At 55.7% G+C, this 12,389-nt stretch carries 11 protein-coding genes; 10 read left to right on the top strand and 1 reads right to left on the bottom strand.

Annotated elements, in window-relative coordinates; all coding sequences use genetic code 11:
• Positions 1 to 139 precede the first annotated feature (139 nt).
• On the bottom strand, positions 140 to 895 hold the full coding sequence (locus GRH90_RS05095) for an IclR family transcriptional regulator (RefSeq protein WP_178113035.1): 756 nt from the start codon (positions 893 to 895) through the stop codon (positions 140 to 142).
• Between the two features lie 378 nt (positions 896 to 1,273).
• On the opposite strand from GRH90_RS05095, the gene GRH90_RS05090 reads away from it, so the two are divergent.
• The 10 genes from GRH90_RS05090 to GRH90_RS05045 all read left to right on the top strand — a co-directional run bounded on the left by GRH90_RS05090 (position 1,274) and on the right by GRH90_RS05045 (position 12,383).
• Positions 1,274 to 2,296: an LLM class flavin-dependent oxidoreductase gene (locus GRH90_RS05090; protein ID WP_162364817.1), complete on the top strand. Its 1,023-nt coding sequence runs from the start codon at positions 1,274 to 1,276 to the stop codon at positions 2,294 to 2,296.
• Between the two features lie 281 nt (positions 2,297 to 2,577).
• Positions 2,578 to 3,456 (top strand): glutamate/aspartate ABC transporter substrate-binding protein, encoded by an 879-nt coding sequence (locus GRH90_RS05085; protein WP_162365052.1) that lies wholly within the window; start codon positions 2,578 to 2,580, stop codon positions 3,454 to 3,456.
• A 482-nt stretch (positions 3,457 to 3,938) separates the two neighbouring features.
• Complete coding sequence (locus GRH90_RS05080) at positions 3,939 to 6,545, top strand: sigma 54-interacting transcriptional regulator (RefSeq protein ID WP_162364815.1); 2,607 nt, start codon at positions 3,939 to 3,941, stop codon at positions 6,543 to 6,545.
• 188 nt (positions 6,546 to 6,733) lie between these two features.
• On the top strand, positions 6,734 to 7,213 hold the full coding sequence (locus GRH90_RS05075; RefSeq protein WP_162364814.1) for a PTS sugar transporter subunit IIA: 480 nt from the start codon (positions 6,734 to 6,736) through the stop codon (positions 7,211 to 7,213).
• Entirely contained in the window at positions 7,210 to 8,385 is a 1,176-nt protein-coding gene (locus GRH90_RS05070) for a glycoside hydrolase family 88 protein (RefSeq protein WP_162364813.1), read from the top strand. The genes GRH90_RS05075 and GRH90_RS05070 overlap by 4 nt, the downstream gene beginning before the upstream one ends.
• 24 nt (positions 8,386 to 8,409) lie before the next feature.
• A complete protein-coding gene (locus GRH90_RS05065) occupies positions 8,410 to 8,904 on the top strand; it encodes a PTS sugar transporter subunit IIB (protein ID WP_162364812.1) in 495 nt (164 codons plus the stop codon).
• Positions 8,905 to 8,915: 11 nt separating this feature from the next.
• Positions 8,916 to 9,719, top strand: coding sequence for a PTS mannose/fructose/sorbose/N-acetylgalactosamine transporter subunit IIC (locus tag GRH90_RS05060; protein ID WP_162364811.1), 804 nt, complete (start codon positions 8,916 to 8,918; stop codon positions 9,717 to 9,719).
• Entirely contained in the window at positions 9,712 to 10,551 is an 840-nt protein-coding gene (locus GRH90_RS05055; protein ID WP_162364810.1) for a PTS system mannose/fructose/sorbose family transporter subunit IID, read from the top strand. Before GRH90_RS05060 ends, GRH90_RS05055 begins: the two co-directional genes overlap by 8 nt.
• A 51-nt stretch (positions 10,552 to 10,602) precedes the next feature.
• A complete protein-coding gene (locus GRH90_RS05050) occupies positions 10,603 to 11,562 on the top strand; it encodes a hydroxyacid dehydrogenase (RefSeq protein WP_162364809.1) in 960 nt (319 codons plus the stop codon).
• The gene (locus GRH90_RS05045; protein WP_162364808.1) at positions 11,541 to 12,383 is read left to right on the top strand and encodes a Cof-type HAD-IIB family hydrolase; all 843 of its coding nucleotides are present in this window, start codon (positions 11,541 to 11,543) and stop codon (positions 12,381 to 12,383) included. Before GRH90_RS05050 ends, GRH90_RS05045 begins: the two co-directional genes overlap by 22 nt.
• Positions 12,384 to 12,389: the final 6 nt, after the last annotated feature.

The following is a 12,389-nucleotide window of genomic DNA, read 5'->3' as shown; positions in this document are numbered from 1 at the left end:
AATTTTGCTCGCTGGGATTTGGGGTGTCAACGCATTGAACGGAAAGATATTGCTTTTGTGATTGTCTTCAAATTAATCAATGGGCGTTTTTTTAAGCGCCGGCGCGCCGTGAGCGCGCGCCTTGCGGGCAGGGGCGGGGTTATTTAATTTTATCGGTAATGGTCCGCGCGGCTAGCGCCAGCATTGCCGCAATTTCCTCGTGATGATTTTCGGGCAGCTGAAAAGAAACGCCGGACACGCTGATGGCGGCAATCACGCGCAGGTTGGCGTCGAACACCGGGACGGCGATACATCTTACCCCCTGGCTGTCCTCTTCATTATCATAGGCCCAGCCGCGTTGCCGGATCAGGGCGAGTTCAGCGCCAAGCTGGCGCTTATCGGTGATGGTGGTGTCGGTATACCGGGGTAGCGTCTCTTCATCGGTCAGCAGCGCGTTTCTCTCCTCATCGGTCAACCATGCCATCAGCGCCTTGCCCAGGCCCGAACTGTGGAGCGAGAGACGCTTGCCTTCCCAACTGCGGATCACGATGGCGCGCGGGCTTTCTAATTTTGCCAGGTATATCGGGGTATTCCCTTCCAAAACACCGAGATGGCATGTCAGCTCAGTGCTATCACGCAGGTTAACCAGCACCGGCATGGCGATATTTTTAATATCAAACTGCTGGATGGCTTTATTACCGAGCTCATATAGGCGCAGGCCCAAACAGTATTTATCGCCGACCTGCCTTATCAGCCCATGCGTTATCATCCCGCTCAGCAAGGAGGAGGTGGTGCTTTTTGCCATGTTCAGTCCTTGGTAAATCTGCGTGAACGTGGCCCCCCGTTTATCAGAGAGGTAGTCGCAGATATCAACGACTTTATCAAGCGCGGGAACTTGAGTGGTTATTTTTTTCATCATAAGGTTGCTTTCGGGCAAGAGCGGCAATGCCGGTTATCAAATTCAGAAGAGGTAGCATAACTCTTTTTATTTCATGGTGCTAACCGAGCACCCGTTTGTGCGGCGCGGGCCACGGACTCATAAGCGAATTGCGACGCCGCGCTTTTAGATGCGCGGAAGAGCCGGCGCGCCGTCCGCGGCGTATCGGACCTGGATAAAACCCGGGAACGCAGGAATGCGATTTGCTCTTCGGCATGGCGGGACTTATTATCGGAACAGCTTCTGTAAACGGGAACGTTTTATTTTGTCGACAGGGAGGCGCCGGCCGGGGCGGTAATACATCAGCTTTTTTATGACCTTTAGGTCAGCCATCCTGAATGTAAGGACAAATACGCCATGAAGAAGATCGGATTTCTGTCGTTTGGCCACTGGACGCCTTCGCCGCAGTCGGGTACCCGCTCCGCCGCCGACGCGCTGTTGCAATCCATCGATCTTGCGGTTGCCGCCGAGGAACTGGGGGCGGACGGCGCCTATTTCCGGGTGCATCACTTCGCCCGCCAGCTCAGCTCCCCCTTTGCCCTGCTGGCCGCCGTCGGCGCCAGGACCCGTCGCATCGAGATCGGCACCGGTGTTATCGATATGCGTTATGAAAATCCCCATTACATGGCCGAAGACGCCGGCGTGGCCGACCTTATCTCGGGCGGACGTCTGCAACTGGGCATCAGCCGTGGTTCGCCGGAGCAGGTGATCGAGGGCTGGCGCTATTTCGGCTACCGGCCCGACGAGGGCGAGACGGACGCCGACATGGCCCGGCGCCACACCGAGGTCTTGCTCGACTTGCTGCGCGGCGAGGGTTTCGCCAAGCCCAATCCGCAGCCGATGTTCCCCAACCCGCCCGGCCTCCTGCGCCTCGAACCGTTTTCCGCGGGCCTGCGCGACCGGATCTGGTGGGGCGCGGGCTCGAACGCCACCGCGGTCTGGGCGGCGAAATTGGGTATGAACCTGCAAAGCTCTACGCTTAAGGACGACGAGACCGGCGAGCCGTTCCATATCCAGCAAGCCCGGCAGATACGGGCCTACCGGGCGGCATGGCAAGAGGCCGGCCACACGCGCGAACCACGGGTGTCGGTAAGCCGTAGCATCTTCGCGCTAATGGACGAACGCGATCGCGCCTATTTCGGCAACAGCAGCCGCGATGGCGACCAGGTTGGTTTTCTCGACGAGAAGACCCGGGCGATCTTCGGCCGCAGTTACGCCGCCGAGCCGGACGCGTTGATCAAACAGCTTGCCCGGGACGAGGCCATTGCCGAGGCCGACACCCTGCTGTTGACCGTGCCGAACCAGCTGGGCGTCGACTACAACGCGCATGTCATCGAGGCGATCCTGACCCACGTGGCTCCGGGCCTGGGCTGGCGCTGATAACGCGGCGGGCGCCTGCGGCCACCGGCGCGGTGTCCATTCCCCAAGGGCGGGCCGGCGCCGCGCTTGCTCAACGGTGATCCAAACGCACTGATATGATACAGGATGTTATCCCGGCAGGAGGCACTTAACCTGAAATTTTCGCCATCGTTTACGGGAGGCTGCCTATGTGCGCTATTATCCCGCTGGGCGTTAACCCGCATCATTAAAATTGGCTCGGTTATTGCCTACTTTCTTATTTTTTACAGGAAAGGGATAACAATGTGAAACATAGCGCAACGATGGTAATCGGCATGGCGACACTCTTTGCTTCAGGTTTAACCCTGGCGGATGAATTCACCGGAACACTGAAAAAAATAAATGACTCGGACGTTATCGCCGTCGGTTATAGAGAGACAAACATCCCCTTTTCTTATCAAGATGAGGCTCATAATGTTAAGGGATATTCCCAGGAATACTCTGACAAGATTATCGCCGCCGTTAAGCAGAAGCTGAATAAGCCGAACTTGACCGTTAAGTTTGTGCCGATAACTTCTCCCGACCGTATCCCTTTATTACAAAATGGCGTTTATGATTTCGAATGCGGGTCAACGACCAACAATAAGGAAAGGGCGCAGCAAGTTGAATTTTCAGATACCATCTTTATTGTCGGCACCCGCTTGTTAACCGCTAAAGATAGCAATATCAAGGATTTTAGCGACCTGAAAGGCCAGGCCGTTACCACGAACGCCGGAACCACATCCGAGGTGCTACTGAATAAACTGAATGACACGCAGAACCTGGGTATGAGGATCGTCACGTCCAAGGAGGGCGGCGCCCCGGCTTTTTACACGCTGCAAAGCGGCCGGGCGGTTGCCTATATGATGGACGACGCCTTACTGGCGGGCGATCGTTCCAAGGGCCGGGATCCGAAAAATTGGGTTATTGTCGGCACGCCGCAATCTCATGAAGCCTACGGCTGTATGATGCGAAAAGATGACCCGCAATTCTCCACGCTGTTGAATAAAACGATTGCGGATGCGCAGCTTTCAGGCGAGGCCGCTAAATGGTATGGCAAGTGGTTTAAACAGCCTATTCCCCCGAAAGGAATTAATATGAATTTCGACATGAGTGATGAGATAAAAGCGCTGTTTAAACACCCGAATAATAATGCGCTGTAAGAGTAAGCACTGGCAAAAAACACATAAAACCCGTCCCCGGGAGGCGGGTTTTCTTATTTGGGATGCGCCGGCATCCAAGGATGCGTTCTATCGCGGGCGGATGTGTAGGCGGGCTTCAGGCTGCCGCCTGTTCATGGCGCCAAACTATTAATTATTGCCTGCCGGCGTCCATCGCCGCCTGTCAGTCGCCCGGGGGCAGGCCGTCACAGCCGTAAAATTCCCTCCGCGCGCTCACTGGCGTCAGTAGATTCAGGCCGATAGCAGCTCCCGCGGTGCGACGGCTTTCAATCCAGTCGCCACCTTCCATTCCGGATGCATTTGCACATGTTTAAAATTGTAGTGTGAAGGAGATCAAATACTAGTTAAAACAGGGTTTCATTTTTGTGCCGTTGAGTAGAGAGTACCCAGTGTTTAACGGGAATAGGAGTGTCTAGTGTCTAACTATTTCTGTCGGGCATCGATTCGCTTCACGGATTGTCATCATGATCATGTCAGCAAAAGATAAACTGTACCAGAATATATTGACCCATTATTCCGCTAACCACAGCGGCTTTACCGCGCTGGATTGCGCGGATTTGGTTCCGATCGGCCGCAGCGTGATAAGCCACTATCTCAATCGCCTATGCGATGACGGGAAATTAATTAAGGAAAACACCCGGCCGGTACGCTTTTTTGTCAACACTGCGCCAACGCCGTCCACGCCGGCGCCGGTGGACAAAAAGACGCAGAATGCATTTAGCCGCTTGATTGGCGCGGACGGTAGCCTGGCGCAGGCGGTATCGCTGTGCCGCTCGGCCGTGGACTACCCCACCGGTGGCCTGCCGGTGCTGCTGGCAGGAGAAAGCGGGGTGGGCAAAAGCCATCTCGCCAGCCTGATTTACGACTACGCGCTTGAACGGGGCGTCATCGCGGCGGACAAACCGCTTATCGAACTGAACTGTGCCGACTATGCCAATAACCCTGAACTGTTGTCCGGCACGCTGTTTGGTTACATCAAGGGGGCTTTCACCGGCGCCGATCGGGAAAAACGCGGCGCATTTGATGAGGCGGACGGCGGCATTTTATTTCTCGATGAAGTCCATCGGTTGTCCGCCGAAAACCAGGAAAAGCTGTTCTTGTTCATGGACAAAGGCTATTTCTATCGCCTCGGGGATAATCGCACCCGCCATCCGGCAGTCATCCGTTTTATTTTCGCTACTACCGAAAATATCGATACCGTGTTGCTCAACACCTTTCGCCGCCGGATCCCGGTGCGGGTTACGTTGCCGAATTTCATCTCGCGTCCTCTCACCGAACGGGTGGCCCAGGTCGACTGTTTTTTGCGTTGCGAGGCGCGTAGCCTGGCAAGGGATATTCATTTGGACGCGTCCCTGATGCGTCAATTAGTCATGTCGCCGGTCAGGGGCAACATCGGCGAGTTGAAAAACCAGATAAAAGTGATATGCGCCAGCGCATGGAGCGAGAGCGATAACCCGCAATATATCGTCCTGAACTTACCGTACCCACCAACCGGCACCGGTGAAATGCTGCTTATTTCCCGTCGGGAAAGCGCATCCACGGTGGATGTGGCGTCGTTGCTGCCAAAAGCGATGCGCGATGAGGTCATCTTCAAGGAGTTCTGCCACAGCGGCAATACGCTGTTGCTTAATCGCAAGCTTGAACAACTGCTGACGACGATTAGCGGCGTTCTGAGCCAGGCGTCGCCCTACGGCGGTTATGTCTGGCAAAGCACTATGCATGCCATTAACGAGCTGGAGAATTTAACCGGCCTGGCGTTTAACCAGGATCACCGCAAAGCCGTCTGGCTGTGTTTAAACTACGCTTTACATCACGACAGCGACGCCGCGCAGGCCGGGGATTTACGGGCGATAACCGATTACGTTTCCAGCAAAGCGCGGCTGCTTGCCGACGAGTGCGTGAACCTGTTGCGTCATCACGTCGTGGACGCGCCCTTCATGCTGTTGCCGCCGCTGCTCGGCAGCGCGTTTAACTCATTGGCCGGTGACGACGACCTGATTCAGGGGGTGATTGTTTCCCACGGCCGCTCCACGGCGTCCAGCCTGGCGGGCATCGCTAATCAGCTGACCGGCGGCTATATGTTTAAAGCCTTCGATATGCCCAACGCCACCTCAACGCGCGAAATAATCGACATGCTGATCAACCACCTTGATGCCATAAAGCAGAGCGCGGGGTTGATAATCCTGGTGGACATGGGGTCATTAAGGGCGATTTATGAAGAAATAAAACTCCATTTACATGGCGAGCTGCTGGTGATCAATAACGTCAGCACCGCCATGGCTCTGGATATCGCGTCAAAAATCCAGCACCGCCTGCCGATGGAGGAGATCATCAACAGCGTCAAAGGCGCCTACGAAGTGGAAACCCGCTACTACGCCGGCGTACTGCCGGGAAATAAAATCATTATCACCTGTATCTCGGGCGAAGGCATTTCGCACAAACTCAAGGATATCGTACAGCGTTATCTGGCGCGCGATGAGATTGATATCGTCACCATGGAGTACGACGATGTGAAATGGAAAATCGCCCGCTCGGATCCGGCGCTGAACGGCACTCGGCTTATTATCACCACTACCGAACTTGAGGCGGGCTATATTCCGCTATTAAGCGTTGAGCAACTGATCAAAGAGAAAACCGCCGTATTGCGCCGTGACTATTTCACCGATCTGCTGGCGGCGGAAGGGCTGGAGCCGATGATCGAAGAGGTGGTTAAACTGTTCACGGTGGAAGGGGTTGCCAGCCGGCTTAACTTTCTCAACCCGGTGGTCATTATTAATGAAGTGGAATCGGTCATCAAGCAGTACGAGTCATTTTACAAACTTCACTTCGAAAGCTATTTGCGCATCAATCTGTTTATGCATATTGCCCTGATGATAGAGCGCGTGATGGTCAACGCCGGAATGCGCAATCGCGACGACGTGGAGCTGACCGGCGACCAAAAAGCCTTTGTCGAGGTGCATGACACTTTTTTCCTGGCTCTAAATCGTAAATATCACATTGTGTTACCGCTGACCGAGGTTCTGATGATTTATGAAATCATGGAGCCGTGGATTGTCCCGCAGCCATTGTGATCCCGCCTTATGGCTCTACGGTTTTACCGCGGGGCCCTTCTCTAGACACTACTGGATTTTAGCGCTTTCAACGGCGTTTCTAGTGTGGAAAATATATATAATGTATTGTTTTATATCGATTAATTTGGTATGGCATAGCTATTGCATATTCCTGGGAAGGTCATCAGGAATTCTTTAAGGAACGCGTAATGCGAGAGGTCTTTATCGCCAGCCATGGCCAGTATGCCGAAGGCATTATCTCGGGGCTTGATTTACTTATCGGCAGCGATCACGGCATTACCCCGATATGCGCTTATTGCGGCGACATTGGCTCCACGGCCGATTTGGCGCAGCGCTTTAACGCTATCGCGCTGGAAGCGGCCCGGCGCGGCAATGAGCTGGTGTTGTTTACCGATATGCAGGGCGGGAGCGTCAATAACACCGCGGTTCAAGTGATGATGGACTATCCCCATATGCATGTGATTAGCGGCGCGAACCTGATCATGCTGATGGAGTTCTGCATGTCGGAACGCACGGAAACGGCGGCGCGCGTCGCCGATGCCATCCATATGGCGACGCAGGCCATGCAGTATATGAATACCCTGCCGGAAATTATCGGCGCGCGGCAGAACCTGGGCAGCAGCAGCCAGGATGACGATGATTTCTTCGCCATGGAGGAAAATCAATGAGCGTCGTGCTTGAACCCCTGGACCCGCGTTACGCCGCGGCGCAGCCACCGCTGACATCGGCATGGCTACGGGCCGCGATTGGCGATGTGCTTGCCGGCATTGATGCCATGTTGCCGCGTTTTACCGCCACGTTCCCGGCGGCCAGCGCGCGGGGCGGGCGTTATCCGGCGGTGGAAAAAGTGGACTGGACCGAGGGATTCTGGACCGGTCTGCTGTGGCTGGCGTGGGAAGTCACCGGAGATGACAAATATCGACGCGCCGCCCAAGGGCTGCTGGATAGCTTCGAGGATCGTCTCGATCGGCAGATCAAAGTGGATACCCACGATCTGGGCTTTTTGTATCTGCTTTCCTGCGTAAATGCCTGGAAATTGACCGGCAATGAACGCGCGCGCGGCCTGGCGCTACGCGCCGCGGAATTGTTGTACCGCCGGTTCAACTCCAGCGCGGGCGTTATCCAGGCGTGGGGGGATTTAAACGACCCGGCGCGCCAGGGGCGCATGATTATCGATTGCAACCTGAACGTGCCGTTGCTGTTCTGGGCGGCGGATGAAACCGGCAACCGGCAGTGGCGCGAGGCGGCCCGCCGTCATTTGGCGCAGGCTTCACGTTATCTGGTTCGTGACGACGCATCCACGTTTCACACCTTTTACCTGGATATCCATAGCGGGCAACCGCTGCGCGGCGATACCCACCAGGGGTTTCGCGATGATTCGTGCTGGTCCCGCGGGCAGGCCTGGGGGATGTACGGCTTTGCGCTCGGTTTTAATCACACCGGCGATGCCGCCTTTACCGAGCTGTCGCGCAGGCTGAGCCACTACTTTCTCAACCGCCTGCCGGACGATTACGTTTGTTATTGGGATTTGATATTCACGCCGCAAGACCACGCGTTTCGCGATACCTCCGCCGCCGCAATCGCGGTGTGCGGGCTGGACGAGTTACTGAAACAGCTGCCGCTCAGCGATCCGCTGCGCCCGGCCTATGGCAACGCCATCGGCCTGATGATGCGCAATCTGCACCAGCATTATTTTGCGCATAACGAAGACGGGCTGCTGCGCGAAGGGGTTTACAACTATGGCCGCAATATGGGCATTAACGTGCCCAATCTCTGGGGCGATTTTTTTTATTTCGAAGCGCTGGTGCGCTTATCCCGTACCTGGACACCCTACTGGTGAAGATTAATAACAGGAGAAAAAAGCATGATTTCATTGGTTCGTATTGACGATCGTTTAATCCACGGCCAGGTGGCGGTGGTGTGGACCAAACACCTCGGCGTAAATCGTATTCTGGTGGCAAACGACCAGATCGTGACCAACGACGTACAGAAGATGTCGCTGCGCATGGCCGCGCCGGATACGGCGAAATGCGCCATCATGGCGGTGAAGGACGCCGGGGCTACCCTCAACGATCCGCGCTCCGCGGGCATGAAAATTCTGGTTATCGTCAACTGCGTAGCTGATGCCCGCCGCCTGATCGAACAGGTTCCGGCCATCGACCGGCTGAACGTCGCCAACTTCGGGCGTATCACCGATAACCTGGCGGCAAAAACCAAAATCAGCGACACCGTCTACGTGACGCCGGAGGATGTGGTGGATTTTCGCGCCATTGCCGGACGCGGCGTGAAGGTGGACTACCAGGTGTTGCCTTCACACCCGGTGAAAAATCTCATCGACATGTTAGATAACGCCCGATAAGCGAGGCCATTATGTTAACTCCGGCATTACTTGTAGCCCTGGTGATGTATATCGCCAAATTCTTCGACCACACTCTCGGTCAGCCCTTAATCGAGCGCCCGCTGGTATGCGGCGCCATGGTGGGGTTTGTACTGGGCGATTTCCAGCAGGGCATCATTATCGGCGCCAGCCTGGAGCTGATTTTCCTCGGCACCATCACCATCGGCGGTTCGGTACCGGCAGACCTGGCGGTGGGCTCGGTGCTGGCCACCGCGTTTACCATCCTGACCCATGCCGAACCGGCGGTGGCCGTGGCGCTGGCATTGCCGATAAGCCTGCTGGCGGTGTTCGTCTACCAGGTGCTCAAGCTGGTGTATACCGCGCTGGTGGAAAAATATGACGCGTTGCTTGAACAGGGCCATGACCGCGCGGCGCTGGGCCTGACCTTCGGCATGACGATGTTCTATGGCCTGCCGTTCGCGATTATCGCCTTTTTCGGCGTACTGTTCGGCACCGACGTTATCCGCAGCCTGGTGGAGAATATCCCCGATACCGTGATGCGCGGCATGACCGCAGTGGGCGGCATCCTGCCGGCTCTGGGGTTCGCCATCCTGCTTAAGGCGCTTTGGCACCGTAATATCGCCGCCTTCTTTTTTATCGGCTTTGCGCTGGCGGCGTATTTGAAACTGCCGATTATGGGTATCGCCATTATTGCCGCTTCCGTAGCGGTCTACCTGTGCTTTAACGAATTCAATCAACTCAAATTAAACAAACAGAACGCCGTCGGTGCGAATGCGGTTTCTGTCGATGATAAGGATGGGTTCTTCAATGACTGATATCCAAATAAGGGACGCTGCCGCCTACAGCAGCGATAAAGACGAAAAGAAAATGTTCCGTCAGCTATTCTTCCGCCAGTTCCAATTGCTCGGGGCGATGAACTTTACCCGCATGGAGGGCCTGAACTATGGTTGGGCGCTGGCGCCCATGCTGCGCAAAATCTACCCGGAACCCCGTCGCTACCTGGACGCGTTAAAGCGTAATAGCCAGTTTTTTAATACCAACCAGCATTTGGCGCCGTTTATTATGGGCCTGACGCTGTCGATGGAAAAGGAGAATGCCAATAATCCGGATTTCGATACCGCCAGTATCAACGGCATTAAAGTGGCGCTGATGGGGCCGTTTGCCGGGGTGGGAGACTCCTTTTTTTACGGCGTGCTGCGCATTATAGCCACCGGCATCGCGATTGGCCTGGCCTCGCAGGGTAACCCGCTTGGGCCGTTATTGTTCCTGCTGATATATAACATTCCCAGCTATTTGATTCGCTATTATGGCGGAGCGATGGGCTATCGGCTCGGGTCGAAATATATCGCCGAAGCCACCCAGTCGGGGTTGCTGGGCTGCATCACCAAAGCCTCCTCCATCATGGGCCTGATGATGGTCGGGGCGATGAGCGCTTCAATGGTGAAATTCGCCACGACCTATAAAACCACCATTGCCGGGCAGCCGTTCGTGTTGCAGGAGATCCTGGATAAAATTTGCGTCGGGCTGATTCCGTTACTGCTGGTGCTGGGTTGCCTGCGCCTGCTGAATAAAAAGGTCAGCCCGAACAAAGTGCTTATTTTGCTGATTGCGCTCGGCTTTGCCTCCGCCGGTATCGGCATTATCTGACCCATTATCCCCTTTTCACACGAAGAGGGGATTCACTTCCGGACCCTGGATATGCTTTGTCGCGCAGCCTGTTTTTCCAACCAGCCTGAAAAATTTCAGCAAGTCTTCTCCCGTGGCCGTTGGCAACGGCTTTCAGCACTGTGTCAACTTCATCCGCGTATCGTGACGCAGGACATGCTGGCACATGAGTTACCAAAGCTGGCGCAGGTGGAGGTCATCTTCTCCAGTTGGGGAATGTTTCCACTGAGCGAACGGCAGCTCGATCGGTTGCCGAAACTGAAAGCGGTTTTCTACGCCGCCGGGGCGACTGAATATTTCTCCGCGCCTTTTTTATCGCGTGGGATTACCGTGGTCGGCGCCTGGCGGGCCAACGCCGTTTCGGTGGCGGAATTTTGTCTTGCGCAGATCCTGCTGGCCTGCAAAGGCTATTTCCGCAATCATCGCGACTATCGCGCCCCCGCCGTATTCGACGACCTGAGCATGCGGCACCAGGCGCCCGGCGCGTACGGGGAAAGGGTGGCATTGCTCGGCGCAGGGGCGATTGCTCAAACGTTAACCGGCTTACTGGCACCGTTCGAGCTTGAGGTGATCGGCGTTCCTTCGCGCGCCGCGCGCCGAAGAGTATCGCTGGAACAGGCGTTTGAGACGGCGTTCGTGGTCAGCAACCATCTGCCGAATCGTCCCGATAACATCGGCGTGCTGGATGGGGCGTTATTTCGCCGCATGCGGCCCGGGGCGGTGTTTATCAATACCGGGCGCGGCTTACAGGTGAATGAGCCGGAACTGATCGAGATATTTAGCCAGCGTCCGGACCTTACCGCGTTGCTGGATGTCACCAAACCGGAACCGCCGGCCGCCGGCTCACCGCTGTACCAGTTGCCGAATATCCAGTTGAGCAGCCATATCGCCGGGGCGCTGAATCATGAAACCCAGCGCCTGGCCGACTGCGTGCTGGAGGAATTTTGCCGTTGGCTGCAAGGAGAACCACTGTGTCATCAAGTCATGGGATAGCGGCGGCCGTCGACTATCGCCTGGTCATATTTGATCTGGATGGCACGATATTGACGCCGGAAAAAAAACTCACCCCGCGGTTTAAACGTGCTGTAAAACACGCCGTGCGGCTTGGCGTCGTCATTGCCCTGGCTTCCGGACGCTCGCTGGACAGTGTGCTGGACGTGCTGCGGCAGTTACCGCTGGGCGATACGCCGGGTTACGCCATTGCCTGTAACGGCGCACTTGTCTGGAGCCGGCGGCCGGGGCGGTATGTAGCTAAAGAATGTCTCGAAATTTGTGATGCGCTGGCATTGAGTGAACTTGGCCGGCGGTTGGGTTATGCCTGCTATATGCTGGAAAATAATCACCTGCTGACCGATTTTCCCATCGCGCCCGACGCCGGCGGGTATCTTTTTAGCCGGCTGGCGGTGGCAAGGTTGCCTGACGACTGGTGGGTCACGCCGCGCCGGCCACCGAAAATGATGTTTATCGAGCAGAAGGAAAAAATAGATGCGCTGCCGGCGTTGATCCCGCCGGACATCGCCGGACGGTATCATTTTGTGCGCAGTGAACCTAACTATTATGAAGTAATGAAAAAAGGCGTGCATAAAGGTTCCGCCTGCCGAACGCTGGCCGCTTATCTGGGGATTCCGATGGCGCAGGTTATCGCGGTAGGCGACGAACAAAATGATAAAGAAATGCTGTTGTTTGCCGGCGTAGGGGTGGCGATGGGCAATGCCGCGCGGGAAATAAAATCACTCGCCGACTGGGTGACGGATAGTAATGAAAATGAAGGCGCAGCAAAAGTCCTGGAGCATTTTATCATTAAGAAAAGATGACCCGCA

The sequence above is a fragment of the Acerihabitans arboris genome, from assembly GCF_010131535.1.
GTDB lineage: Bacteria > Pseudomonadota > Gammaproteobacteria > Enterobacterales > Enterobacteriaceae > Acerihabitans > Acerihabitans arboris.
The sequence above is the reverse complement of the archived record's forward strand: the minus strand, read 5'-3'. Positions and strand labels throughout refer to the sequence as shown.